This is a genomic window from Luteibacter pinisoli (assembly GCF_006385595.1).
GTDB lineage: Bacteria > Pseudomonadota > Gammaproteobacteria > Xanthomonadales > Rhodanobacteraceae > Luteibacter > Luteibacter pinisoli.
Map to the genome: position 1 here is coordinate 1709619 of NZ_CP041046.1, position 24245 is coordinate 1733863.

24 protein-coding genes are annotated in these 24245 nt (G+C 67.3%); 9 read left to right on the top strand and 15 right to left on the bottom strand.

All coding sequences use genetic code 11. The features are described from left to right. Positions 1–20 precede the first annotated feature (20 nt). Genes trpB through accD form a run of 3 tightly spaced genes read left to right on the top strand, consistent with a single transcriptional unit; the run spans position 21 to position 2934 of the window. A complete protein-coding gene (gene trpB, locus FIV34_RS07840; protein WP_139981309.1) occupies positions 21–1232 on the top strand; it encodes a tryptophan synthase subunit beta in 1212 nt (403 codons plus the stop codon). After that, a complete protein-coding gene (gene trpA / locus FIV34_RS07845; RefSeq protein WP_139981311.1) occupies positions 1232–2032 on the top strand; it encodes a tryptophan synthase subunit alpha in 801 nt (266 codons plus the stop codon). The genes trpB and trpA overlap by 1 nt, the downstream gene beginning before the upstream one ends. A gap of 26 nt (positions 2033–2058) precedes the next feature. Continuing rightward, positions 2059–2934 carry an acetyl-CoA carboxylase, carboxyltransferase subunit beta gene (gene accD / locus FIV34_RS07850; RefSeq protein ID WP_139981313.1) on the top strand — a complete coding sequence of 292 codons (876 nt, stop codon included), beginning with the start codon at positions 2059–2061 and terminating at the stop codon, positions 2932–2934. 256 nt (positions 2935–3190) lie between these two features. Here the strand turns inward: accD and FIV34_RS21345 are convergent, their stop codons facing one another. The 5 genes from FIV34_RS21345 to FIV34_RS07865 form a co-directional block, all read right to left on the bottom strand. Then, the gene (locus FIV34_RS21345; protein ID WP_281286839.1) at positions 3191–3844 is read right to left on the bottom strand and encodes a transposase; all 654 of its coding nucleotides are present in this window, start codon (positions 3842–3844) and stop codon (positions 3191–3193) included. Further along, a complete protein-coding gene (locus FIV34_RS21195; RefSeq protein WP_281286840.1) occupies positions 3808–4113 on the bottom strand; it encodes an IS110 family transposase in 306 nt (101 codons plus the stop codon). Before FIV34_RS21195 ends, FIV34_RS21345 begins: the two co-directional genes overlap by 37 nt. A 262-nt stretch (positions 4114–4375) precedes the next feature. Beyond that, positions 4376–4507, bottom strand: coding sequence for a hypothetical protein (locus FIV34_RS21350; RefSeq protein ID WP_281286841.1), 132 nt, complete (start codon positions 4505–4507; stop codon positions 4376–4378). Between the two features lie 479 nt (positions 4508–4986). Further along, on the bottom strand, positions 4987–5529 hold the full coding sequence (locus FIV34_RS07860) for a phosphatase PAP2 family protein (RefSeq protein ID WP_139981315.1): 543 nt from the start codon (positions 5527–5529) through the stop codon (positions 4987–4989). After that, positions 5501–6661, bottom strand: a complete 1161-nt coding sequence (locus FIV34_RS07865) for a glycosyltransferase family 4 protein (protein WP_139981318.1) — start codon at positions 6659–6661, stop codon at positions 5501–5503. Before FIV34_RS07865 ends, FIV34_RS07860 begins: the two co-directional genes overlap by 29 nt. A 133-nt stretch (positions 6662–6794) precedes the next feature. Between FIV34_RS07865 and gltX the strand changes: the two genes are divergently transcribed. From gltX to FIV34_RS07880, 3 genes are read left to right on the top strand one after another with little or no spacing between them, the layout of a single operon-like run. Beyond that, positions 6795–8198 (top strand): glutamate--tRNA ligase, encoded by a 1404-nt coding sequence (gene gltX, locus FIV34_RS07870; protein WP_139981320.1) that lies wholly within the window; start codon positions 6795–6797, stop codon positions 8196–8198. 14 nt (positions 8199–8212) lie between these two features. Next, positions 8213–8506, top strand: coding sequence for a hypothetical protein (locus FIV34_RS07875; protein ID WP_139981322.1), 294 nt, complete (start codon positions 8213–8215; stop codon positions 8504–8506). A gap of 17 nt (positions 8507–8523) precedes the next feature. Next, positions 8524–9012, top strand: coding sequence for a transcriptional repressor (locus FIV34_RS07880; protein WP_425462910.1), 489 nt, complete (start codon positions 8524–8526; stop codon positions 9010–9012). 109 nt (positions 9013–9121) lie between these two features. On the opposite strand, the gene FIV34_RS07885 is transcribed toward FIV34_RS07880, so the two are convergent. Next, a complete protein-coding gene (locus FIV34_RS07885) occupies positions 9122–11137 on the bottom strand; it encodes a TonB-dependent receptor (RefSeq protein WP_139981326.1) in 2016 nt (671 codons plus the stop codon). A gap of 88 nt (positions 11138–11225) precedes the next feature. Between FIV34_RS07885 and FIV34_RS07890 the strand changes: the two genes are divergently transcribed. From FIV34_RS07890 to FIV34_RS07900, 3 genes are all read left to right on the top strand, one after another. Beyond that, a complete protein-coding gene (locus FIV34_RS07890; RefSeq protein WP_246058778.1) occupies positions 11226–11675 on the top strand; it encodes a MerC domain-containing protein in 450 nt (149 codons plus the stop codon). 37 nt (positions 11676–11712) lie between these two features. Further along, on the top strand, positions 11713–12681 hold the full coding sequence (locus FIV34_RS07895) for a cation diffusion facilitator family transporter (protein WP_139981328.1): 969 nt from the start codon (positions 11713–11715) through the stop codon (positions 12679–12681). 79 nt (positions 12682–12760) lie between these two features. Further along, positions 12761–12922 carry a 30S ribosomal protein THX gene (locus FIV34_RS07900; protein WP_139981330.1) on the top strand — a complete coding sequence of 54 codons (162 nt, stop codon included), beginning with the start codon at positions 12761–12763 and terminating at the stop codon, positions 12920–12922. A 56-nt stretch (positions 12923–12978) separates the two neighbouring features. Here FIV34_RS07900 and FIV34_RS07905 read toward each other — a convergent pair whose 3' ends face one another. From FIV34_RS07905 to FIV34_RS07940, 9 genes are all read right to left on the bottom strand, one after another. Continuing rightward, the gene (locus FIV34_RS07905; protein ID WP_139981332.1) at positions 12979–13509 is read right to left on the bottom strand and encodes a dihydrofolate reductase family protein; all 531 of its coding nucleotides are present in this window, start codon (positions 13507–13509) and stop codon (positions 12979–12981) included. A gap of 84 nt (positions 13510–13593) precedes the next feature. Next, positions 13594–14754 (bottom strand): HupE/UreJ family protein, encoded by a 1161-nt coding sequence (locus FIV34_RS07910; protein ID WP_139981334.1) that lies wholly within the window; start codon positions 14752–14754, stop codon positions 13594–13596. Continuing rightward, positions 14751–15791, bottom strand: a complete 1041-nt coding sequence (locus FIV34_RS07915; RefSeq protein ID WP_139981336.1) for a tetratricopeptide repeat protein — start codon at positions 15789–15791, stop codon at positions 14751–14753. Before FIV34_RS07915 ends, FIV34_RS07910 begins: the two co-directional genes overlap by 4 nt. A 210-nt stretch (positions 15792–16001) precedes the next feature. Beyond that, positions 16002–17492, bottom strand: a complete 1491-nt coding sequence (locus FIV34_RS07920; protein ID WP_139985781.1) for a DUF4331 domain-containing protein — start codon at positions 17490–17492, stop codon at positions 16002–16004. A gap of 194 nt (positions 17493–17686) precedes the next feature. Then, positions 17687–18397, bottom strand: a complete 711-nt coding sequence (locus tag FIV34_RS07925; protein WP_170207539.1) for an FkbM family methyltransferase — start codon at positions 18395–18397, stop codon at positions 17687–17689. Next, the gene (locus FIV34_RS20915) at positions 18394–19893 is read right to left on the bottom strand and encodes a hypothetical protein (RefSeq protein WP_170207540.1); all 1500 of its coding nucleotides are present in this window, start codon (positions 19891–19893) and stop codon (positions 18394–18396) included. The genes FIV34_RS07925 and FIV34_RS20915 overlap by 4 nt, the downstream gene beginning before the upstream one ends. An 89-nt stretch (positions 19894–19982) precedes the next feature. Then, positions 19983–21215, bottom strand: coding sequence for an imidazolonepropionase (gene hutI / locus FIV34_RS07930; protein WP_139981341.1), 1233 nt, complete (start codon positions 21213–21215; stop codon positions 19983–19985). Further along, entirely contained in the window at positions 21212–22591 is a 1380-nt protein-coding gene (locus FIV34_RS07935; RefSeq protein WP_211352724.1) for a chloride channel protein, read from the bottom strand. Before FIV34_RS07935 ends, hutI begins: the two co-directional genes overlap by 4 nt. Continuing rightward, positions 22588–24159: a bifunctional GNAT family N-acetyltransferase/carbon-nitrogen hydrolase family protein gene (locus tag FIV34_RS07940; protein WP_139981343.1), complete on the bottom strand. Its 1572-nt coding sequence runs from the start codon at positions 24157–24159 to the stop codon at positions 22588–22590. Before FIV34_RS07940 ends, FIV34_RS07935 begins: the two co-directional genes overlap by 4 nt. Between the last annotated feature and the right edge of the window lie 86 nt (positions 24160–24245).

Sequence of the window (24245 nt, forward strand, 5' to 3'; positions counted from 1 at the left end):
TTGCACCACACGGTATCGCAATGACCCAGATCTCGGATTTCCACGCCTACCCGGATGCGCATGGGCGCTTCGGTGATTACGGCGGTATCTATGTCGCCGAAACGCTCATGGAGCCGCTGGCCGAACTCACGGCCGCCTACGAGCGCCTGCGCAAGGATCCGGCCTTCATCGCCGAGCTCGACCGCGACCTCAAGTACTACGTGGGCCGTCCGAGCCCGGTGTATTTCGCCGAGCGCCTGACCAAGCACGTGGGCGGCGCGCGCATCATCCTCAAGCGCGAAGACCTGAACCACACCGGCGCGCACAAGATCAACAACACCGTGGGCCAGGCGCTGGTCGCCCGGCACATGGGCAAGCCGCGCATCATCGCCGAGACCGGCGCGGGCCAGCACGGCGTGGCCAGCGCCACCGTCGCAGCTCGCCTGGGCCTGAAGTGCGTGGTGTACATGGGCGCCGTCGATATCGAGCGGCAGAAGATCAACGTCTACCGCATGCGCCTGCTCGGCGCGGAAGTGGTACCCGTTACCTCTGGCTCGAAGACGCTGAAGGATGCCCTGAACGAAGCGATGCGCGACTGGGTCACCAACGTCGCCGACACCTTCTACATCATCGGCACCGTCGCCGGCCCGCACCCGTACCCGCAGATGGTCCGCGACTTCAACGCCATCGTTGGCCGCGAAGCACGCGAGCAGACGCTGGAGCAGTTCGGCCGCTTGCCGGACGTGATCACCGCCTGCGTCGGTGGTGGCTCCAACGCCATCGGCCTGTTCCACGCCTTCCTCAACGACCGCGACGTGCGCATCGTCGGCGCGGAAGCGGGGGGTGACGGCATCGCCACCGGCCGCCACGCTGCCTCGCTGGCCGCCGGCAAGCCCGGCGTGCTGCACGGCAACCGCACCTATGTGCTGTCCGACCCGAATGGCCAGATCATGGAAACCCATTCGGTGTCTGCCGGCCTGGATTACCCGGGCGTCGGCCCCGAGCATGCGTTCCTCAAGGACGCCGGCCGTGCCGAGTACGTCGGCGTGACCGACGACGAGGCGCTGGAAGCGTTCCACCTGCTGGCCCGCACCGAAGGCATCCTCGCCGCGCTGGAATCCAGCCATGCCATCGCCCAGGCGATCAAGCTGGCCCGCGAACTGCCGAAGGACGGCCTCGTCCTCGCCAACCTGTCGGGCCGTGGCGACAAGGACGTGCACACGATTGCCGCGCGTGAAGGGATCGAACTCTGATGAGCCGCATTGAAAAGCGCTTCGCGGCCCTGAAGGCCGCCGGCCGCACCGGCCTCGTCACCTTCATCACCGCCGGCGATCCCTCGCCCGAGCACGTGGTGCCCCTGCTGCACGGCCTGGTGGCCGCCGGCGCCGACGTCATCGAGCTGGGCGTGCCGTTCTCCGACCCCATGGCCGACGGCCCGGTCATCCAGCATGCCTCCGAACGGGCCATCGCCAAAGGCGTGGGCCTGCACAACGTGCTGGCCTGGGTCGCGGCTTTCCGTGAGACGGATAACGAGACGCCGATCGTCCTGATGGGCTACCTCAACCCGGTGGAAATGTACGGTTACCCGGCGTTCGCCGAAGATGCCGTCGATTCCGGCGTGGATGGCGTCCTGATGGTGGACTGCCCGCTGGAGGAGTCGCACGTGCTGGCGCCGCTTCGCGAGGCGGGCCTGGACCAGATCCTGCTGGCCTCGCCGACCACCGCCGAGGGCCGCCTGGCCCAGCTGTGCGAGGCCGCGTCGGGCTTCCTGTATTATGTGTCGTTCGCTGGCATCACCGGCGCGGCCCAGCTGAGCACCGGCGATATCGCCGGGCGCGTCGCCGGGATCCGCGCCCGATCGAAGGCGCCGGTCGCGGTGGGCTTCGGCGTCCGCGACGCCGCATCGGCGAAGGCGATTGGCGAATTTGCCGACGCCGTGGTCATCGGCAGTGCCCTGGTGGAGCGCCTCGCCGACGCCACCTCGGCCGACGATGCCACGGGCAAGGCAACGGCATTCCTCGCACCGATCCGCGCCGCGCTCGACGCGCGCTGATCGAACACAGGCTTTTGGGAGACACCATGAACTGGCTGCAAAAAATCATGACGCCGAAGACCCGCGGACCCGCGGGTCCGGGCGGCAAGGGCAAGGTGCCCGAGGGCGTGTGGGAAAAGTGCGCTGGCTGCGGCACCGTGCTGTACAAGCCGGAGCTGGAGAAGTCGCTGATGGTGTGCCCGAAGTGCGGCCACCACCACGCCATCTCGGCTCGCGTGCGCCTGGATGCGTTCTTCGATGAAGGCACCACGACGGAACTGTGGGCGAAGATGGAAGCCGTCGACGCGCTGAAGTTCAAGGATCAGAAGAAGTACAAGGACCGCGTCGTCGCCGCCCAGAAGAACACGGGCGAGAAGGACGCGCTGATCGCGATGTCGGGCAAGCTGCTCGGCCGTCCGCTGGTCTCGGTGGCGTTTGAGTTCGCCTTCATGGGCGGCTCGATGGGCTCGGTGGTGGGCGAGAAGTTCGCCCGCGCGGCGGAGAAGGCCCTGGCGGAGAAGAGCGCGTTGGTGTGCTTCTCGGCGACCGGTGGCGCGCGCATGCAGGAAGGCCTGTTCTCGCTGATGCAGATGGCGAAGACGTCGGCCGCGATCGCGCGCATGCACGACGCGGGTGTGCCGTACATTTCGGTGCTGACGCATCCGACGACGGGTGGCGTGTCGGCGTCGCTGGGCATGCTGGGCGATCTGAACGTGGCGGAGCCGAAGGCGCTGATTGGCTTTGCGGGCCCGCGCGTGATCGAGCAGACGGTGCGCGAGACATTGCCTGAGGGTTTCCAGCGTCCGGAGTTCCTGGTGGAGCACGGTGCGGTGGATATGATCGTGGATCGTCGTGAGATGCGTGAGAAGTTGGGGGCGATGCTGGGCATTCTGGAGAAGATGCCTCGCGTAGACGCTGCCTGATCTCAAGAACCCCGCCTCGGCGGGGTTTTTTTTGCTCAAACGTTTTTGGTGGGTTTCGCGGAGCGGGGGCGGCAAAGCCCCTGGGGCCGCCGGACGCAGTCCTTGCGGAGCGGGCCGTAGCGCCGCTTCCGCGAAACCCGATCACCGGGCGGCCCTCTGCTTACGTCGGCCCCAGGGGCTTTGCCGCCCCCGCACCAACCGATACGGTTACGTGCGGCACAAACCTACCGCCACCTTGTAGCAACTGTGTTCGCGATCAGGCGGTGGCCGACATGGCCATCGCCTCTCGCATCCGCGCGTTGAGGATGACGATCAGTTTGCGCATGACGGCGACCAAGGCGAGCTTCTTTGGTTTGCCACGACCGATGAGGCTTTCGTAAAACGGCTTCAGCAGGTGGTCGTAGCGGGCTGCCGTGACGGCCGACATGTACAGCGCCGAGCGCGGCCCGGCCCGACCACCCCACGTGGTGCGCCGGCCGGCGAAGAGCCCACTATCGCGGTTAAGTGGCGCCACGCCGACCAGCTTGGCGATGGCCTTGCGGTTGAGATGGCCCAGTTCGGGCAGTTCGCAGATCATCGTCGCGATCATGACGGGACCTACGCCCTTGATGGTCTGGGCGATCCGGGCCTGCGGGGTGTCCTTGATGAGGTCGGAAATGACCTGCTCGACGCGGTGCAGGGCTCGTTCCATGTATTCGATGTGTGCGTCCAGATCGGCGCGAAGCATCGGATCGATGAGCTGCCGCCGACGTTGCTTTTCCGTGGCGATGTTCTGCACCAGGTGGTCGCGTCGCGACTTGTATTGCCGCAGTTTGGCGGCGTCCGCATCAAGCGGCTGGAACGGCACGAGATCGATCACGCTGGCCACGTGGGCTAGCGTTTTGGCATCGATCCGGTCGGTCTTGGCCAATTGCCCCGTGGCCCGGGCAAAAAGCGGGCCTGCCGCGGGTTGATCCGCCGCATGGGAAGGCCTGCATCATGTAGCGCGCCCAGGGCACGCTGCTCATAACCACCGGTGGCCTCCAGAACGACCTGGCCGGGCCCGTACGGCTTCAGCCACCTCACCAGCGCCCGCCAGCCAGCAGCACCGTTATCGAATCGCTTCACCTCGTTCCGCTGGAACACCGCCACGTCCAGATAGGCCTTGCTCACGTCCACGCCCGCGCCGATGCCGTTCATCTCGATCTCCGCTAGCCTAGGGATGTCGAGAGCCCTTCCCGCCGGGCCCAGCCTTATTTCCGAGCGCCTACTCGGGCAACTGTTCGGGCGTTTGGCGGGAAGATCCGGCGTGGCGACCTGGCTACAGGGCGATCGGTCGATCCAGGAGCGCAACGGTCGGCCACGCCGGCTCTCGACACCTACTTTGGACCGATCGGGACAAATAAGGAGCGCACCTTGTGCGCGACATCTTTCGCGAAAACGCAAAGGCCCGTGATGCGCCTTAGCGCGCCGACGCGATGGCGTTGGCGGACGCGATCGGCGAGCTAGTAGTAACCATCGCACCCATCGTCAGGATGCAGGTGAGGACGGCAACGGCGAAGAAGGTCTTGAGCAGGATCGTTTCGACTTTCATGGCGTCTCTCCGGGTTTGGCAGGTGAGCCTGGTGGCCCTTCGCAATAGACGTTGCATTGTGCGTGCCAACGCTAGGAAAGGCTTTGAAATGGCACTCTTAAGCCATTTCGATGAGCTATCGTCCTGTGCGATGAGTGTCCGCGGACGCACGGATGTCCGGACGTACGTGTCCACGTGCGGACAGGGAAGGGATGTACGTGTTGTCAGCTTTGGCCGTCCAAACACTCGGCCTCAGTACTGGAAAGAGTCCTCGGTGCCCACCCTCGAGGCGAGTTCCGCAGGAGGGAGCGGCCGTAGGCCAAATAGATGAACATGCCCCGTCAGGGGCACTCCCTTTCGGACGACGAGGACATGTCTGAGCAGCGAGGGTGGGCACCGAGGGCTCTTGCACCGCGCCCGCCAAGGGCGAGGTGGCGTCAGCCGCTGGTTACATGCATTCGCGTCCGCGAATGATCCGATTCAGTAGCGTGGTAACGCGTTCAAAACACCAGGCGTTCGATCCAGAGCGATAACGTGCCAAGCGCCCCACCAATCGCCGTTGCCGCAAGCACGTCGCTCGGGTAGTGCAGGCCGAGGATCACGCGTGATGCGCCGATCAGTGCCGCGAAGCCGATGAGGAACGGGGCGAGCACCGGGTAATGGGCGACGGCAACCACGGTGAAGGCCACCGCCTGGAGCGTATGCCCCGACGGGAAGCTGAATTCATCCAGCGGCGGTACGTGGGCGATCACGCCAGGGCAGGCGCGGAAGGGGCGGGGGCGTTTGGTCCAGCGCTTCAGTACGCGGTACATCAGCAGCGCGGTGAGGCCGGTCAGGGCCATTTGCACCGCGACGGCGAGGCCGTGCAGCCCGCCGACGAGTGCCATCACCGTCATCAGCGCATACCAGAACACCCCGTCACCGAGGCGGCTGACGAGGCCAAAGAAGATGCCTATCGCCCGGCGTGCGCCCCAGCGGTTGGCGGCGACACACATGCGACGGTCGAGGTTGGCCCTACGCGGCGACGGCGGTGCTGCGTTCATGGAGGTTCTCCTCGGCGAGCGAGTGCATGATGGATTCGAATTCGGCGACCACCGACTCTGGCGACAGGGCTGCCACCGAGGTCCGCGCAGCGCGTCCCATCGCTGCGCGGACGGTGGCATCCGCGCCGAGCGTGGCGGCGCGTTCTATGAAGCCGCCTTCGTTGCCAGGCGCGACGCGGATCCCGTTCTGGCCGTTGCGGATGTATTCCCTTGCTGCCGCTTCGGCGTAGGCCACCACCGGCACGCCGGAGGCCATGGCCTCGAGGACGACGTTGCCGAAGGTTTCCGTGAGGCTGGGGAACACGAAGAGATCGGCGCTGGCGTAGAACGCGGCCAGGTCGTCCCCGCGGCGCGTGCCGGCGAAGATGACGTCCGGGTGGGCGGCTTGCAGGGCCGCGCGGCCGGGGCCGTCACCGACGATGACGCAGCGGGCGTCGGGGACGCGGCGGCACAGGGCGCGCCAGGCGTCGATCGCGACGTGCAGGTTCTTTTCCGGGGCCACGCGGCCGACGCAGAGCATCACCGGCGTATCTGGGCCAGCACCCCACGAGGCGCGCAGTTCGTCGTTGCGGCGCTCGGGATGGAAGCGCAGGGTGTCGACCGCGCGGCGGAGCACGCGAACGTCGTGGACGCCGAGATCGTTCAGTTCGTCGGCCAGCTGGCCGGTGGGGACCAGGGTCGTCTGCGCGCGGCGGTGGAAGCGGGCGAGGTAGCTGCGCACCACCGGGGTGAGCGCGGCGAAGCCGTAGTGGCCCACGTAGAAGTCGAAGCGGGTGTGGAAGCCGGTGGCGACCGGGATGCCGAGGCGGCGGGCGGCGCTTACCGCGCTCCAGCCCAGGGGGCCTTCCGTGGCCACGTAGATGGCATCCGGCCGTTCGGCGCGCCAGCGGCGCTCGATGCGGAAACGGGCGGGCAGGCCAAAGCGCAGGCCTGCGTAGCGGGGGACAGCGGCGCCTTCCACTTCGAGGACATCCATCCCGGCGTCGGCCAGGGGTGGCGTCGCGGCGTGGATCGGACGGATGAGGTCGACGGAGTGGCCGCGGCGGACAAGGCCGCGTGCGAGCGCCTGGACGGTGAGGGCGACGCCGTTCACGTCCGGTGCGTAGGTCTCGGTGACGATGCCCACTCGCATGGTGGTGCCCCTTCTGGCCTGTTTAACCTATGCTGCCCCGCCGCCGTGTCCGGGCGGTTATGGGCATATGACTGCCCGGTGACAGCGGGATGCGGCTAAAATCGTGGTCTTGCCCGTCTGAATGACCCTTACGATGACCGTCCGCACCCGTTTCGCCCCCAGCCCCACCGGTTACCTGCACATTGGCGGTGCGCGCACCGCGCTGTACTGCTGGCTGGAATCGCGCCGTCGCGGTGGCGAGTTCATCCTGCGCATCGAGGACACCGACCGCGAGCGTTCTACCCAGGAAGCCGTGCAGGCGATCCTCGATGGCATGAACTGGCTCGGGATGTCGCACGACGAAGGCCCGTACTACCAGACCCTGCGCATGGACCGTTACCGCGAAGTGGCCGAGCAGCTGCTGCGCGAGGGCAAGGCGTACTACGCCTACGAGACGAAGGAAGAGATCGAGGCCATGCGCAACGCCGCCATGGCGGCCGGTGAGAAGCCGCGTTACAACGGTTACTACCGCGAGCGCAACGAGCCGCTGCGCGACGACCCGAACCGCGTCATCCGCTTCAAGAACCCGACGACGGGATCGGTGGTGTTCGACGACAAGGTGAAGGGCCGCATCGAGTGGGCGAACACCGAGCTCGACGACCTGGTGATCTTCCGTTCGGATGGATTCCCGACGTACAACTTCGCCGTGGTGGTCGACGATATCGACATGGGTATCACGGAGGTCATCCGCGGCGACGACCACGTGAACAACACCCCGCGCCAGATCAACATCTACAAGGCGCTGGGCGCGCCGGTGCCGGAGTTTGCGCACCTGCCGATGATCCTTGGCCCGGATGGCCAGAAGCTTTCCAAGCGCCACGGTGCGGTCAGCGTCATGCAGTACCGCGAAGACGGCTTCCTGCCGCATGCGCTGCTGAACTACCTCGTCCGCCTGGGCTGGTCGCATGGCGACCAGGAGATCTTCTCGGTGGAACAGATGGTCGAGCTGTTCGACGTGTCGGACGTGAACAAGGCGGCCTCGCGCTTCGACGTCACCAAGCTGTCGTGGCTGAACCAGCATTACCTGAAGACCGACGACCCGGCGGCACTGGGCCCCGAGCTGGCCTACCACCTGCAGCGCATCGGCATTGACCCGGCCACGGGCCCGAACCCGGCCGACGTCGTCGTCGCCCTGCGTGACCGCGTGCAGACCTTCGTGGAAATGGCCCAGCGCGCCACGCTCTGGTACGGCCCGATCACCGAGTGGGACCCGAAGGCCGTGGAGAAGCACCTGCGCACGGAAACGGCACCGACGGTGCTGGCGAAGGCGAAGGAAGAGCTCGCCGCGCTGCCGGAGTGGACCCCGGAAGCCGTGCACGCCGCGGTCGAGCGTACGGCCGCCGCGCTGGAGCTGGGCATGGGCAAGGTCGCCGCGCCGCTGCGCGTGTCCATGACCGGCACCCAGGTCTCGCCGTCCATCGAGCACACCATCTACCTGTGCGGCCGTGACGTCGCCCTGGCCCGCATCGACGACGCCATCGCCCGCACCGCCGCGTGATGGCGTGACCGGCCATGGATGAGCTGCTGGCCAAGGCCACCGCCGGGGTCGATCCCCAGGCCCCCGGTGCGTTCCTGGCCATCTTCATGAACCTGATGCGGCTCGTCCCGTGGGGCGAGCTCATCCTGTGGCAGGTGGTGTTTATCGTGGTCGGGGCGCTGCTGGGCTGGTGGCGGGGCCGGTTCACGGCCACCCTGGTCGCCTCGCTGGTCTTCGGTCCGTTCGGCTGGGTCGTGCCCTTCCTGCCGCGCAGGCCGGTCGGCCCGCCGCCGTTGCCACGCACCGGACCGGGCTCGAAAAATCCCTGACGAGTCCTCATGTTAGAATGACGCCCATGAGTTCACACGCCAGCCACGACCACTCCCACGATCACCACGACGACGCCCGCGGCTTCGTCGCGGCGGTGGAACTTGCGTCCAACGAGCGCGGCCTCCGCCTCACGCCGTTGCGTCGCGAAGTGCTGGAGCTGGTGGCGGCCGCCGGCAAGCCGGTGAAGGCTTACGACCTGTTGGATCGCCTGCGCGAAAAGCACGGCAACGCCGCGCCGCCCACGGTCTATCGTGCACTCGATTTCCTGCTGGAAAACGGCTTCATCCACAAGCTGGAATCGATCAACGCCTACGTCTCCTGCCATCACCCGGCGGAGTCGCACCAGGTGCCGTTCCTCATCTGTGACAAGTGCCAGTGCGCGCAGGAAGTGTGCGATGAGCGCGTCGCCGAGCTGATCGAAGCGCAGGCCAAAGCGTTCGGCTTCCGTCCGCAGGCACAGACGCTCGAAGTGCACGGTATCTGCAAGAACTGCCGCGAATCCTGAGTCGTTATTCGCGGAAAAAAAACGGGGCGCCGCATCACTGCGGTGCCCCGTTTGTTTCCGGCCCCCGCCGGGGGGGAGGGAGGGCGTCGGGAGCCGGGAACCTGGTGGATCAGAAGTAGGCGCGCACACCCACGGACACGTTTCGACCTGGCATCGGCGCGACATCCTTGAACAGCGACGTCGCGGGCCGTGCCGTCTGGTTCGTCAGGTTGTTGCCATCGACGAAGGCCTCCCATTGGCTGCGCTCGTCATTAACGAACGTCCAGGCGACGTGCGCGGTGACCAGCGTGTAGCCGGCCGTATCGGTCTCGAACGCGGCGATCTTGTCCTGCTTCATGTAGCGCACCGCGCCCACGCTGGCGCGCAGGCTGTCGGCGCTCCAGCTCAGCGTTGAACCCACGCGGCCCGCAGGAATGCGCGGCACGTTGCCGCCGCCGTTATCGAGCGTGGCGCGCACGGTGTCGCCGAAGACGCGCAGGTCCCAGTGGCCGGACGGGCTTTCGGAAAGATGGAACGTGGCTTCGGCTTCCGCGCCGCGGAACGCCGCATCATTCTGCGACCACGTGCGCACCGGCAGGTCGTCTTCGACCTCGCCGGTGTCGGCAAGGTAAATGAAGTTCTTGTACTTGTTGTAGTACACGGCCACCTTGCCTTCCACGATGTCGCCATGGAAATGCAGGCCCAGTTCGGCCTGGTTGGATTTTTCCTTGCCGAGGTCGCTGCCGATTTCAAAGGTGTTCGAGGCTTCGTGCGGGCCGTTGGCGAACAGTTCTTCTTCGGACGGCGCGCGCTCGGCATGGTCGAGGTTCAGCGACAGGTGCCACTGATCGGCGAAGCGCCAGGCAAACCCTGCGGAAAGACTATTCGGCGAGTAGTCCCGCTTCGCACCGTCCACCGGCTGCACGCTTTGGGTGTCGTGGCGTGCGCCGAGTTCCACTTTCACCGGCCCGAAGTCGCGCACTTCGGTTAGGAAAACGCCCACGCCCTTCGTCGTGGTCGCCGGTACGAAGGTTTCCTCGCCCACGGCGGCGAACTGGCGATGCTGGGTCTGCACGCCAAAGGAGCCGATCCAGCCCGCGAGTTCATCATGGGTGACGACGAGGCGGCCCTGGTTGCTCTGCGTGGTGAACGTGGTGCCTGGCGTGTCGCCTTCGAATTCCACGTGCTGGTAGGCGCCATGGCCGAGGCTGAAGTCGATCTTGCTGATGCCGTCGAACGGCTGCACGAGGCCGCCCTTCAAGGTGTAGTTGGTCTGCGCCATCTTGATGTGCACCGGGTCTTCGCCTTCGGCGGCGTCACCGGGCTCGGCGGGGCTGCCGTACAGATCCATGAAACGCGAGATGGAGAGGCCCAGGTAGCCCCACGATCCGAGCAGCGAGGCGCCGACGGCGCCCGAGGTGGTCTTCACCGCGCTGTTGGCGAGGGTGCCGCCAGGGATGTCGTAATCCTTGTTGTCGCGGTGCATGCCGTCAACATGGATGGCGAACTGGTCGTTGCCGGCGTCCATGCGCAGCAGGCCGGTCTTGCCGTCCGAGACGGAATCGCTGCGCACTTCGGCGCGGCCGGCGAAGCCGTTCTCGGGCGCCTTCTCCGGCACGCGGCCGTCGACCACGTTGACCACGCCGCCGATCGCACCGGAGCCGTAGAGCAGGGTGGCCGGGCCCTTGAGCACTTCGATCTGGTCGGCGAGGAAGGGCTCCAGGGTAACCGCGTGGTCCTGGCTGACGTTGGAGACGTCCTGGGAGGAGAGGCCGTTTTCGAGGACGGCCACGCGCGGGCCGTCCAGGCCACGGATGACCGGGCGGCCCACGGCCGTGCCCAGGGCCGAGGTCTGCACGCCGGGGATGGAGGAGACGGTTTCGCCCAGGGAGACGCCCTTGGCGTCATCCAGGGCCGACCCGGCCAGGACGGCCACGGGGGCGACGATCTGGTCGGCGTTGCGGCCGCCGGGAACCGCGTTCACCACGATGCCTTCGAGCTTGTCCACGTGCTTGCGGGACTTGCCCTCGCCATCCTTCGAGCCCATCTCCGGGGTCGTGGCATCCGGCGGGGCGTCCTCGGCCATGGCGGGGAGGCTGCTGCCGAAGGTCGCGGCAAGGGTCAGGGCGAAAAGGGTTCTACGCATCGGGTGGAGCTCCATCGGTTGGACTTTGCAATGTTATAAAGTATCATCGCTTGCCTCGACCCGTGCAAAAAGTCACGCTATGCACTTCATGACCGATATGACGAACCCCGAGCCCGTTATCCGCCGCCGCTGGTGGCATGCCGCTGACCGGCTGGGCGCGACCGCGTCCTTCCTTTGCGCGATCCACTGCGCCGCCATGCCCTTCGTCATCGCGCTGCTGCCCCTGCTCGGGCTCTCCTTCCTGGCCAGCCATCGGTTCGAGGAAGGTTTTGTCGCCTTCGCCTGCGTGCTGGCCACGGCAGCCCTGGTCTCCGGGTATCGTCGGCACCACCGCCGCACCCCGCTGGTGCTGGCTACGCCTGGCCTGATCCTGCTGATCCTCGGCGTGACCTTCCTGCATGGCGGCTCGCTGGTGGTGCACAGCGTGCTCGTGACGTGCGGCGGCCTGCTGCTGGCGGCGGCGCATTTCGTCAACCTCAAGGTCGACCGCAGCGGCCATGCCGGGCACATCCACGGCCCCACCTGCGCCCACCCGTGATTGTGTAACCGCGTACGCCGCACCTAGGCTTCGCCCCATGGCACACGACCACGCCCACGCTGATGGCCATTCCCATGGCCACTCGCACGACCACGACCATGACCACTCGCACTTCGCCGGAAGTAGCGAGCGGAAGCTGTTGTTCGCGTTCGTCCTTACCACCGTCATGCTGGTCGTCGAGGCGGCCGGTGGCCTCGTTTCCGGCTCGCTGGCGCTGCTGGCCGACGCCGGGCACATGCTCGTCGATGCCCTCGCGCTGCTGCTGGCCTTCCTTGGCGCCCGTTTCGCGGCGCGTCCGGCGGATGCGCGACGCACCTACGGCTACGGCCGCATCGAGGTGCTGGCGGGCTTCGTCAATGCACTGACCCAGTTCGCGCTGGTCGCCTTCATCATCATCGAGGCCGTGCAGCGCCTGTTCGACCCGCAGCCGATTCTTTCCGGGGTGATGCTGATCGTCGCCCTGGTCGGCCTGGCCGCCAACGTGGTGGTGCTGCGCAGCCTGCATGGCCACGACCCGGATGACGTGAACATCGCTGGCGCGAGCCTGCACGTGCTGGGCGACCTGCTTGGTTCGGTCGCGGCCGTGCTGGCCGCGCTGGCCGTGCGCTGGATGGGCTGGCTCTGGGCGGATCCGGCCCTGTCGATCCTGGTGTCGCTGCTGATCCTGCGCAGCGCCTGGTCGCTCGTCCGCCGTTCGGGGCACATCCTGCTTGAGGGCACGCCCGAGGGCGTTCACCTGGAAGAGGTGGAGGCCACCCTGGCCCAGTGCGATCCGGCCATCCTGGACATCCACCACGTGCACGTCTGGCAGGTGACCGCGGGCTCGCGGATGGCCACCCTGCATGCCGAACTGGCGGAAGGGGCCGACCAGGCCCGCGTTCTCACCGCCATCAAGACCACGCTCAGCGAGCGCTGGAAGGTCGGCCACGCCACCGTGCAATTTGATCCGGGGCATTGTCCGGACGAGCTGGAAGGCTGCGGGCAGGAGAACCGGCACGTTCACTGAACGGCCACCCTTGCGCTTTACGCGGCCGCTGATACGATGTCCGGCCGTTCCTCTTCACCTCAGAATTAAGGAGTTTCCCATGGGCAAGGGCGACCGCCGCACCCGTCGCGGCAAGATCTACCGTTCCAGCTACGGCATTGCCCGTCCGCACACCGACATCGTCACCGGCGCTGCCGTGGCGAAGCCGGCAGCTGCCAAGCCGGCCGCGGCCAAGAAGGCTGCGCCACGCAAGAAGGCCTGAGCCTCCTTTGCGTGACACGAAAAACCCCGCCTCGGCGGGGTTTTTTGTTGGGCCGGTCAGGCGGGCACATAGGTGAGCCGGATCACGTCCTCGCCGATCACGTCGCTGGCCAACAGGCGCAGGGGCGGCAAGGGCGCCGTGAAACAGGGCTTGGCGCCGCCCACGACCACCGGATGCACGTAAAGTCGGTACTCATCGATGAGGCCCAGGGCGGCCAGGTGCCGCACCAGGCCGGGGGCACCGACTTCAATCACGCCCTCATGCTCCATCGTGAGGCGGCGCAGTTCGGGTTCGACGGGGTCGCTGATCAGGGTGGCGTTCGGGCCAACCGACGTCAGCGTGCGCGACACCACCCATTTCGGCCGGGCCCGCCACACCGCCGCATACTCGCGTTCCGCGGCATCCCACCCGGCATCGTCGTCATCCCAGTAGCGCATCACGTCGTACAGGCCGCGGCCATACACCATGCCCGTCAGGTGCCGGACATCTTCGATGAAGTGGCGAAAGAGCAACGGGCCCGGTGCAAACGCCTGGTGGTCGACGTAGCCATCGAGTGACTGGTTTATCGCGAAGACGAGCTTTGCCATGGGTATGTCCGCGGCGAGGGCTTTGCCGCAGCTTGAGCCGCCGTGGCGCGGATGTCGACTAGGGGGCCGGAGCCGCGTACCACTTCAGTTCGGCAGAAGCAGGTCAAAGCCGGGAATCGCCACGTCGAAGGCGCGCTCGATAAGCCAGCCCGTGGCGATGACGACGATGGCCCACGAGCCCCAGCGCAGGACACCGATACGATAAAACGCGGTGCGACGGACGAGAAATGCCACGGGAAGGAACGCCAGCACGATCGCTTCCTGGCCTATCTCCACGCCCACGCTGAAGCCGCCCAGCGACGCCGCCATCGCCCCGGGTGGGAGTTGCAGGCCGGTAAGCGCGCTGGCGAACCCGAGGCCATGGATCAGGCCGAAGGCAAACGCGACGAGCCAGATCCGGCGGTGGACCAGGGGAAAAATGTTATTCAGCGCCGCGATCAGCACGGACAGGGCGATACCGGATTCCACCAGTCGCGAGGGCACATGGACCAGGCCGAGGACGGCCAGCGTGAGCGTGATGGAGTGCGACACGCTGAATGCCGTCACGATCTTCACGACGTCGAGGCAGGCCGCCCAGAAACGCTCCACGGGTTGCCAGCCCCCTCGGCGCAGCAGCACGGCGGGAAACAGCAGCGAGAGCAGGAACAGGATGTGATCGATCCCGGTCCAGATGTGCCAGATACCGTCGACAAGAAAGCTGGTGAACTCGCCCCAGCGGTCCGGTTCACGCAGGTCGAGGCTGGCTTCAGGGTGCGACGGGCCGAGCGCGGCGCCTGCCGTGTGTCCGCCGGCATGGAGCGTCACGATGCCGCGGTGGTAGGGGTCGATGTCATACATCAGGGTGTAGACCACCGTCATGCGGCTGGGGATGTTCTTGTCGCAGACGGCATCGAAGAGGACCACGGCATAGGCACCATCGGTGTGTTCGTCGATCGCCTGGCCGGTGGGCGCCAGGGCGCAGGTGAGGCCGTCCCCTTTGACGACAAGGTGGCTGAGCGCGTACGTCTCGATCGCCGCGCGCCGCGCCTTGACCTCACCCCATGTGATCGCCCCATCGTGGTTGCCGTCGATACCGATGGCGTAGTCGAGGTCGCGTAGGGCGATGTCCCACTGGCCCCGCATGCGATGGGCGTCGGAGCTATCGGTGCGCAGGGTGAGGTACGCATCGCTTTCCTTGTGCGCCGATGCAAGCGGTGCCACGAGGACGGCGATGAGCGCAAGCGCGACGCGTTGCCAGGCCCTCATGGGTGTACCGCGGCGACGAGCGGGTCGACCGAGGGATCCGTCATGCCGCTGCTCCGTGCGAACTCGACCACGGGCGTGGCGGCCTGCGGCTGCCCGGCGGCTATCGCCGCCTCAAGGAAGATGCGCGCATCCTTGGGTGAGCGCTGCGTCTTCCAGTTGAGCGTCGCCAGGCGGAGGGCGGCTGCCGCATCGTGGTGGACGTGCAGCAGATAGGCGGCCTGCTCGCGCAGGAACAGGTGATCGCCGCGTTGCTCCATCGCCGCAAAACGGCCGTCCATGGCGCGCATGTCCGCGGGAGCCCGCGCATCGCCCAGCGCGACTTCCGCGCGTACGCGCACGAGAAAGGACGTGTCGGACTGGGTATCGCCGATGACGAGCGCGAGCGCATCCGCCGCGCGGCCCTGGTCAAGCAGGGACTCGCCGTAGTCAGCGAGCAGGAAGTTGTCACCCGGTGTCCAGCGAAGCGCGTTGCGGAAATGCGCGTCGGCGATGTCGGGCTGGCCCATGCGCAGCGCCGTGTCGGCCATCAGGCCTTCGATCCACGCGTGGATGTCGGGCGGTGCATCGGGGCCAGGGTCCTGGATCAGGCCGAGCAAGGCATACGCCTGCTTTGCATGCCCGTCGAGCGACCGCAGGGATGACGTGCACGCCATGCCCATGAAACTGCCGCCAGCATTCGCCAGTTGCACGCAGGCGTGGTTAGCCGTCGCGTAGTCGCCCTGGACCATGGCGACGCTGGCCAGGGTAAGCCAGCCCTGCGCGCTGTCCGGGTCGTGGCGAAGGGTCGCTTCGAGCTCCGTGCGCGCACCCAGGAAATCGTGCCGGCTTTGCAGGATGGTGGCGTGGGCAAGGGAGACCGGAACCGGGGGCGCGGGCGTGCGCATGAAGGGTTCAAGCACCGCCATGGCCCGGCCGAGGTAGCGCGCATCACCCGTGCTGCGTCCGTAGTCGATGTAGGCATGCGCCAGGGCGACGGCGCGCGAGGCATCGCCGGGCTGGGCTGCCAGGCGTGCTCGCAGCGTATCGAACGCGCGCACGCGGGGATCCGTGTGCGGTGGCACGCGCTGTAACACCACGCTGTCGCTCACCGGCACGTAGGGCGTGGTGTGTTGTGCGAACGCCGCGCTGCCGACAAGGCAGCACGCGCAGAAAAGAAGCGAGCGCGGCAGTCTCGAACCCGAGGCTGCCGCGCACCGTCGTGCCAGGCCCGTCCAGGGCATCGGCAGGGCCCGTGTCCGCCCGGCGTCCTACTGGGCGGCCATCGCGGCGTTCACCGACCCCGGCACCGGCGTGTTGAGGTACGGGAAGTGATCCAGGTACGTATCGGCCGCGGAGACGCTGCCCGTGACCTGAGAGGTGGCAGTGGTCGGGCCCGCGGCTCGCGCCCCATCGGTGAATGGCGCGCCGTTATTGGGATCGGCCGTCTGGTCGCCGCACGCACCGATGGCGGTACTGCACAGGGCCCCTTCCTCAGCGCGCAGGGCGATATCCACCACGTCGTCCACCGGGCGGCGGCCATTGGGGAAGCCGGCCAGATCGTTACCGAGCACGCCCAGGTCGTTCTGCCCGGCGGGCGGCGTCGCGACGATCGACGTGTTCAGGCGCAGCTCTTCCGCGGGCACGACGTTGGCTGGCTGGTTCAGGCCCGCCACACCCGTGAGGAACACGCTGACCAGGTCGTTGCGTGGACTGTGCGGCACGGCAACGCCGAAAAGCGCGTTGAGCAGCACCGGGACGGTCGGGTTGGTCACGTAACTGAGGAACTGTTTATCCCGTGCGGGCACGCTTCCATTGAAGCGGTCCTTGTCCTTCAATCCGATGACCAGCTCGTTGACCAGCGGTGAGCCAAGGCGCGACACCTGGACGAAGTCGGCGAAGCTGAAGGGCACGTCATTATTGTTGAGCACGCGGTAACGAGGCTGGCTCGCGGTCGTCCAGCCGCCAAGGATCGGTTGCCGCGCCGTCGCCCCGAGGCAGGATGCGGGCACTTCCAGGGCAAGGGTGGTGACGTTCTTGTGGGTAAGCGCGTTGGGCGTGCCGTCGCGCGGACCCAGCGGATTCAGGTTCACGAGATCGAAAATCGCGCCGAGGTCAGCGACGAAGCCGTCCTTGCGCTGGCCGGCGAAAACGCGGCCCGGCGCGGGGCAGCCAGGGATTTTCACGGTGTAGACGTAGTTGCTCGCGTAGGCCTCGTAGTTGGCAATCGACTTGTTGCCGATATTGTCGACGGGTTTGGTGAAGACGCTTGAGCCGCTCGTGGCGTTGGTAAGCGGCTGGCCGCGCCAGAGCGCGTTATCGCCCTTCATCACTTCAACCGAGTAGGTCTCAAGGCGGTTGAGGTTGCTTTGGTCCGTCGCCGTCACCGGCCCGATATTCAGCAGCGGCTGCGATTGGTTCACGCCACCGGCCGGTACGGTCAGGTTCTTGTCGTGGTTGTTGAAGTGGAAGCGAAACGTAAGGTCCGATCGTGCCTTGCCACTGCTGTCGATGTGGAAGTCGTAGACGGCGTTTTCGTCGAGGAAGTGGAAGTTGGGCCCGCTGTACGCATCCTGCAGGGGATCGTAGTTGGCGATGAGCGTGACGTAACCGGCACGGTTCGCCTCGTAGCTCATGAACATATAGAAATCGCTGGCATCCACCTGGGGCTGCGTGGCGATGAAGGGGGCTTCGCGATGGCTGGATGCGGCAGCTAACCCTGGTATCAGGGCCATCGCCACGGCGATGCAGGTCAAGGTCATTTTCACGGTGGTTACCTCACGTCGATCGGAGAGGCCGCGGCCCCCTCGGGAGCCACGGTTCGTCGGTACGGACGTACTTCCGGTATGTCGTCTCGACCCCCCTGATCGGTCCACCTTTCCCGCGACGGACCCCCTTACTTACGTGGCGGGTGGCGCCATGGATGCAGGTATCGGCCTGGCCAAACGATATAGGCCTAAAGTTCGATGCCGGTTTCGAACTCGATACCGCTCTCGCCATGGGCGGCGATGACGTTGCAGGTGACGATGCCCGGGAAGATGTTGCGCACGGCGCCTGCGTGGTTCTCTGGGTTGAACAGCGGCGGCGTATGCGACCACGCCCGGTAGCCGAGGGCCTTGATGGCGTCCACCTCGTGTTCCGCTGCTTCAAGCCCGCTCAGCCGCGCATACAGCACGGGCCGATGGTCGCGCAGTGTCCGTGCCGCTCCGGCGAGTGCATCGGGCAAGGCGTGGGCGAGGTTTATCTTGAGCAGGTGCAGGGCCGGCAGCGCAAGGCCGTCAAGCGTGGCCTTGCGTACCGCTTCGCCGTCGAGCTCGTGCATGCCATCCGCGTCGCCCAGCCACGCATGATGCGTGAAGACATTGGGCAGCTGGTTCAGCGCCACGTTTGCGCAGAGCTGCTGGAACGGCAGGCGTCGTGGCTCGATGACATGCACCGCGCCGGTGTCGCCGACGGCGCGTGCAAGCCACAAGGTGTGCGCGCCGAAATCACCGCCGATCTCGACGACGTGGTGGCCATCGGTGACGAGGCCACTGAGCAGGTCGGTTTCCTGTTCGGCCCATTCGCCGTAGAACTGCAGGGCGCGCGCGGCGGGTGCGTCACTGGGCGAGGGTGCGCACAGGCCGTAACGGGTGGTGAGCAGCGGGGAGGTCTTGGTGCGGGTCATGCGGTTCCTGTGCGGAGACGCGAACGGGCGCTGGCGAGTTCGCGGCGGAGCGACCCGGCCACGTCGTTCGGTGTTCCGTGGCCGGGGAGGGTGTCGTGGGTGAGCTGGATGGCGAGGCGCAGTTCCAGCGAGGCGATATGCCATGCGGGGTGCTGGCCGATGGCGAAGGCGTGGCCGAGCGCATCGGAGCAGGCCTCGGCGGCCGCGTCCGGCGGAAGGAGGGTGGCGCGCTGATGGATGCAGTGCGCGAGCGTCCATCGCACCGCCGGGTCGCCACTGTCGTTGGCGACGCTGAGCAGCAGTGCATGGGCGGCATCCAGGTGCACGAGACGCGCGTCACCCTTCGCCAGGCTGGCGCGTTGCAGGAAGACGTCCGCGCGACGCTTCGAGGCGAGTACGGGTGCGACGGTGCCAAGCCGCTCGCATACGCCGTCCGCCACGCCAAGGCGTGCCTGTGCCGCGTGTCCCACGAGCCAGCCGGCCCATGCGAGGTGCACGTCCACCCAGGCGTCCAGCGCCGGGGCGTCGTGGTCGTGTTCGTCGCTGCCCAGTTCGCGCAGGGCAAGCAGGCGGGTGGCGCCGGAGGAGCGGGTCAGCCGGGCGAGCCCGGTGCGCAACTGGTGGGCGCGCCACCACGGCCGCCGCGCGGGTGGCACGGTGTCGAGCGCGGCCTGGCATAGGGCCAGTGCTTCATCGAGACGGGCTTCCGCTGCCTGCCTGTCGAGCAGGGGCGCGGCCGCGCGGTGCAGGGCGGGCAGCAGCCACCGCGCGAGGTAACCCTCCTCGCCATCGGCGTTGAGGTAGTCGCGCACGATCGCTTCCCACGCAACGACATCATCGGCGTGGTCGCCGACGTGCCGCAGCGTGGGGTGTTCGCGCTCGCCACTGAGGTACAGGCACGCGGGCATGCCGGGCGCGTGCAGGCGATCAACCGACGCGCCCGGCGCACGCGGGCGGGCGAGCAGGTCGACCGGTTCGAGGGCGAGCTGGAGCGTAGGGGCCTCGTACGCCGTGCGCTTGTAGGTCCAGTCGGGCGTAGGCGGCGGGGCCATGGCGGCGTCCTCGGGTGGGGCGGGCGGTGTGACGGGTTCGAACGATTCGGCGATGGAAAGCGCAGGTGGGGCGGCGCTACTCGTCCGGCGCTTGCGGCGACGCCATGCCATGCCAAGCACGAGGGCCAGGAAGGCGATGACCGCGGCGGCGGCGACGCCGCCAGGCCACACGCCGTGCATCGTGGGCCGTGCCTTTGTGGGTGGCGGCACGCCGATCGAGGCCGTGCGCGCAGGTGCTGGCACGACGGTGAGCGCCGGATCGGGCGGCGATTCCATCGCGTCGAGCATGCGCGAGACATCACGCATCTGCCGGCTGCGGTCCGCCGCCTCGGCCTTGAAGTCACGATCCTCCGCGCAGCCACCGGCCAGCGCGCCCGCGCAAAGCACGAACACGACATGGCATGCGCGGGGCAAGGCCCAGCGGGGTGGCAGTGCGACGTTCAACAACCTTCCTGGCGACGCGGCCGAAGGTTGGGGATGTTAGGCAGTCACCGCGCGCGGATCGATGGAAGGATTCTGAAAAATGCGGCGGATTACGGGGTCCGTTCGCCCGCGACCCAGGTCTCGCGCAGGAGGTTGCCGCCGATCCAGTAGCACAGTTCCGGCAGGTGCCGGATGTTCCACACGGCCAGGTCGGCGCGCTGGCCCACGGCGAGCGTGCCGCGATCGTCGAGGCCCAGCGCCCTGGCGGCATGCACCGTGGCGCCGCGCAGGGCTTCTTCCGGCGTGAGCCGGAATAGCGTGCAGGCCATGCCCATTGCCAGGCGCAGCGAGAGCAGGGGCGAGGTGCCCGGGTTGAGGTCGGTCGCCACGGCCATGGCGACGCCGTGGTCGCGAAAGGCGGCGATCGGCGGCGGGCGGGTATCGCGCAACGCGTAGTAGGCGCCGGGCAACAGCACGGCGACGGTACCGGCCGCCGCCATGGCGGCGACGCCTTCCTCGCTCGTCCACTCGAGGTGGTCCGCGGAGAGGCCGTTGTACCGCGCGACCAGCGCCGCTCCGCCAAGGTCGGAGAGCTGTTCGGCGTGCAGCTTCACCGGCAGGCCCAGCTCGGTCGCTTTCTGGAACAGGCGATCGGTTTCCGCGTGGGTGAAGCCAATGCCTTCGCAAAACGCGTCGACCGCGTCCACCAGTTCGTCATCGGCCAGTGAGGGCAGCATCGTGTCGCAGACCAGCGCCACGTAATCATCGCGACGCCCCGCGTACTCCGGCGGCAGGGCATGCAAGCCAAGAAAGCTGGTGCGCACGTCGATGCCAAGCTCGATGCCGATGCGCCGGGCCACTCTCAGCATGCGTCGTTCGGCATCCGGTTCCAGCCCGTAGCCGGATTTGATCTCCAGCGTGGTCACGCCATCGGCGAGCAGGGCACGGGCACGCGGCAGCGACTGGTGGAACAGCTCGTCCTCGCTGGCGCTGCGCGTGGCGCGAACGCTCGACACGATGCCGCCGCCGGCGCGCGCGATGTCTTCATAGCTGGCGCCTTCCAGGCGCATCTCGAATTCCTGCGCGCGATCGCCACCGAACACGAGGTGCGTGTGGCAATCCACCAGGCCAGGGGTGATCCACGCACCACCCAGCGAAGCCACGCGATGCGACAGCGCGTGCGGCTCGCCCGGCAGGTCGGCCCGCGCGCCCACGAAGGCGATGCGGCCGTCCTTGATCCCGAGGGCGCCATCGGCGATGGCGCCATACGCCACGCCGGTGTCGGTGAGCGTGGCCAGGCCGGCATCGAGAAGGAGGTGATCCCAGCGGGTATCGGCGGTCATGGCGTGGCGGTGTCCGGGGCAGGCGGCGCCTCGCGGCGCGCGTGTTCGAGTTCGTATTGGGCGACCAGTGTATCGGCCAGCGCTTTGTACACGGGCACGCGGCAGACCAGGCTGGAGACGGCGCGCGCCAGCAGGCAGGCGGCCATGATCGGCAGCGCCATGAAGTTGTTGGCGGTGAGCTCGAGCGAGATCAGCGTGGCGGTGAGCGGCGCCTGGGTGACGCCGGCGAGATACGAAGCCATGCCCAGCAGCACCACGGCCGACACGTCCGCGCCCGGCAGCAGGTGGGCGATGTTCCCGCCCAGCCCCGCGCCGACGGCAAGCGCGGGCGAGAAGATGCCGCCAGGAATGCCGGCCCACGACGAGGCGATATTGCCAAGGAACTTGAGCAGGCCGAAGAACGGCCCGGTATCGCTATGCCCTTCGAGGATGGCTCGTGCCTGCGCGTAGCCGGTGCCATACAGGCCATTGGCGCTCAGCAGGCTGAGCAGCACCAGGGCAAGGCCGCAGGCCGCGGCAAACACGATGGGCTGGCGCGCGCGCAGCCGTGCCATGCCGCCACGGAAGCCCGTTGCCGCCGGAATGATCAGGCGGGCGAACAGGCCGCCGGCCAGGCCGCCGACCACGCCGGTAAGCAGCACGGCGAGCCACGCCTTGCCCAGCGGCAGCATGGCGCTGATCGCGCCGAAATACGCGTAGTTGCCGACGATGCCGAGCGAGACGATGCCGGCCACGATCACCGCGGTAAGCAGCGTGCCGCTCATCCGGTGCTCGAACGTGCCGGACATCTCCTCGATGGCAAACACCACGCCTGCGAGCGGCGTGTTGAAGGCGGCGGAGAGTCCCGCCGCCGAGCCCGCGAGGATGAAGCGGCCCGCCGCGGTGGGATCAGCGAAGCCGAAGCGGCGGCCCAGCGAGTACAGCAGGCCCGCGCCGACGTGCACCGTGGGGCCTTCGCGGCCGACGGAAGCGCCACCGAGCAGCGCGGCCAGCGTCAGTGCCATCTTGCCCACGGCCACCTTCAGCGACAGCAGGCGCGCACGGAAATCCTCGTCTTCCACCTTCAGGGCCGCGATGGCCTGCGGGATGCCGGACCCACGCGTGGCCTTCAATGCGCCCTGGGTCAACCAGCAGAGCAGGGCGAAGGTCGCGGGGGTGATCAGCAAGGGCACCCACCAGCCGTGCGAGGCCACGGCGTGGAACAGCTCGAAGGCGTAATCGGCGGCCTTGGCGAAGAACACCGCGGCCAGGCCCACGGCCACGGCACCTGCCCAGAACACGATGCGCCGGCGCCATTCCTCCGGCGACAGCCAGCCATGCCGGCGCAACTGCTCCATGCGCGAAAGCGGCGGTCCGTCGCCGGGCACCGCGCTCATCGGGTCTCCGGGGTACGCGCCCAGCGTACCTGGTAGAGGTCGTAGCGACGGTCTTTCAGGTTCTGCACCGCGCCGGAGTTGCGTGCCTTCGCGAGGTTCTCCAGGCGGAGGTCGGCGAACAGCACCGTCTCGATGTTCGGCGTGGAGTCGGCGGCGATGCCGTCACGGGCAAACGGAAAGTCACTCGGGGTGAGGATGCAGCTCTGCCCGTACTGGATATCGAAATTATTCACGCCGGGCAGGTTGCCGACATTGCCGGAAAGCACCACGTAGCACTGGTTTTCGATGGCGCGCGCCTGCGAGCAGTAACGCACGCGCAGGTAACCCTCGCGCACGTCCGTGCAGAACGGCACGAACAGGATCAGCGCACCCTGGTCGGTGAGATGCCGCGCCACCTCGGGGAACTCCGAGTCGTAACAGATCATCACGCCGATCGGCCCGCAGTCGGTCTGGATCGTCGCCGCCGAATCGCCGCCGGTGATGTTCCACACGTTGCGTTCGCTCGGCGTGGGATGCAGCTTCTCGCGCTCGTGGATCGAGCCGTCGCGCAGGCAGACGTAGCAGACGTTGTGGATATCACCATTCGGCTGCCGCGTCGGGTGCGAGCCGCCGATGATGTTGATGTTGTAGTGCACGGCCAGGCGGTGGAACAGCGCCTTCACTTCGTCCGTGTACTCGGAGAGCCGGCGAATCGAGTCCACCGGTGACAGCTCGGCATTCTCGATGGAGAGCAGCTGCAGGGTCAGCAGCTCGGGGAACGCGACGAAGTCGGCGTCGTAGTCCGCGGCGATGTCGACGAAGTACTCCACCTGCGTGGCGAACTCGGCAAACGAGGTGATCCGTCGCTGCTGGTACTGCACCGAGGCCACGCGCACCGAATCCGGCAGGCGATGGCTGTGCGAAATGCGCGGCGTATCCGGATGATTGAGCAGCTGTGGGTTGCGCCACACCAGGTGCGCCGCGTAGCCGAGCGACTCGTGGTCGGACGGCACGTACTCGCGCAGCAGGCCAATCACCTCGAAGCCATTGCGCAGCTGGAAACTCAGGGTGGGGTCGCGGCGGCTGCCGTCGACCACGGCCTGCACGTAGGCTTCCGCGCTACCGTAGCGGCCGATGGTCCGTGACAGCCCCGGCACGCGGCCGCCAAACACGATGCCGCGCAGCTTCAGGTCCGTGCACAGGCGCTTGCGTGCCTGGTACAGGCGCTGGCCGATGCGCATGCCGCGGTAGTCCGGGTGCACCACCACTTCCATGCCGTAGAGCCAGTCGCCCTTCGGATCATGGCGCGAGGCAAAGCCGCCGCCGGTGATCTGCATCCAGGTATGCGGCGCCAGGGCCACGGCCTCGTTGATGCGGAACGTGGCGCAGAATCCCACGATATGGCCTTCGTATTCGACGACGAACTGGCCTTCGGGGAAGTTGTTCTGCTGGCCCTGCAGCATTTCGGCGGAATGGCCCCATTCGGCGGTGTACACGCGGGCGGTGAGGGCCACCAGTTCGGGGACATCGGCGGGGCGCGCCTGGCGCAAGTGGAGCTTGGGGCTCTGGGCGGGGGCGGTCTCGGTCATGTGCGTATTATGCCCCGGTAGCGTGAAGCCATTCACAAGGGCACGCTATCCTGTGCGGGCACGCTTTCGATACCGAACCCGCCTGA

What these genes read in the sequence shown, in the direction of transcription:
- FIV34_RS07860 (WP_139981315.1), bottom strand. Translation starts at nt 5,529, where the DNA reads ATGAACGCAGCACCGCCGTCGCCGCGTAGGGCCAACCTCGACCGTCGC.
- FIV34_RS21350 (WP_281286841.1), bottom strand. Translation starts at nt 4,507, where the DNA reads ATGAAAGTCGAAACGATCCTGCTCAAGACCTTCTTCGCCGTTGCCGTC.
- FIV34_RS07905 (WP_139981332.1), bottom strand. Translation starts at nt 13,509, where the DNA reads ATGGCAAAGCTCGTCTTCGCGATAAACCAGTCACTCGATGGCTACGTC.
- FIV34_RS07890 (WP_246058778.1), top strand. Translation starts at nt 11,226, where the DNA reads ATGACCGATATGACGAACCCCGAGCCCGTTATCCGCCGCCGCTGGTGG.
- gltX (WP_139981320.1), top strand. Translation starts at nt 6,795, where the DNA reads ATGACCGTCCGCACCCGTTTCGCCCCCAGCCCCACCGGTTACCTGCAC.
- FIV34_RS07880 (WP_425462910.1), top strand. Translation starts at nt 8,524, where the DNA reads ATGACGCCCATGAGTTCACACGCCAGCCACGACCACTCCCACGATCAC.
- FIV34_RS07910 (WP_139981334.1), bottom strand. Translation starts at nt 14,754, where the DNA reads ATGAGGGCCTGGCAACGCGTCGCGCTTGCGCTCATCGCCGTCCTCGTG.
- FIV34_RS07935 (WP_211352724.1), bottom strand. Translation starts at nt 22,591, where the DNA reads ATGAGCGCGGTGCCCGGCGACGGACCGCCGCTTTCGCGCATGGAGCAG.
- FIV34_RS21195 (WP_281286840.1), bottom strand. Translation starts at nt 4,113, where the DNA reads ATGAACGGCATCGGCGCGGGCGTGGACGTGAGCAAGGCCTATCTGGAC.
- FIV34_RS07925 (WP_170207539.1), bottom strand. Translation starts at nt 18,397, where the DNA reads ATGACCCGCACCAAGACCTCCCCGCTGCTCACCACCCGTTACGGCCTG.
- hutI (WP_139981341.1), bottom strand. Translation starts at nt 21,215, where the DNA reads ATGACCGCCGATACCCGCTGGGATCACCTCCTTCTCGATGCCGGCCTG.
- FIV34_RS07865 (WP_139981318.1), bottom strand. Translation starts at nt 6,661, where the DNA reads ATGCGAGTGGGCATCGTCACCGAGACCTACGCACCGGACGTGAACGGC.
- accD (WP_139981313.1), top strand. Translation starts at nt 2,059, where the DNA reads ATGAACTGGCTGCAAAAAATCATGACGCCGAAGACCCGCGGACCCGCG.
- FIV34_RS07885 (WP_139981326.1), bottom strand. Translation starts at nt 11,137, where the DNA reads ATGCGTAGAACCCTTTTCGCCCTGACCCTTGCCGCGACCTTCGGCAGC.
- FIV34_RS07895 (WP_139981328.1), top strand. Translation starts at nt 11,713, where the DNA reads ATGGCACACGACCACGCCCACGCTGATGGCCATTCCCATGGCCACTCG.
- FIV34_RS07940 (WP_139981343.1), bottom strand. Translation starts at nt 24,159, where the DNA reads ATGACCGAGACCGCCCCCGCCCAGAGCCCCAAGCTCCACTTGCGCCAG.
- trpB (WP_139981309.1), top strand. Translation starts at nt 21, where the DNA reads ATGACCCAGATCTCGGATTTCCACGCCTACCCGGATGCGCATGGGCGC.
- FIV34_RS07900 (WP_139981330.1), top strand. Translation starts at nt 12,761, where the DNA reads ATGGGCAAGGGCGACCGCCGCACCCGTCGCGGCAAGATCTACCGTTCC.
- FIV34_RS07875 (WP_139981322.1), top strand. Translation starts at nt 8,213, where the DNA reads ATGGATGAGCTGCTGGCCAAGGCCACCGCCGGGGTCGATCCCCAGGCC.
- FIV34_RS07920 (WP_139985781.1), bottom strand. Translation starts at nt 17,492, where the DNA reads ATGACCTTGACCTGCATCGCCGTGGCGATGGCCCTGATACCAGGGTTA.
- trpA (WP_139981311.1), top strand. Translation starts at nt 1,232, where the DNA reads ATGAGCCGCATTGAAAAGCGCTTCGCGGCCCTGAAGGCCGCCGGCCGC.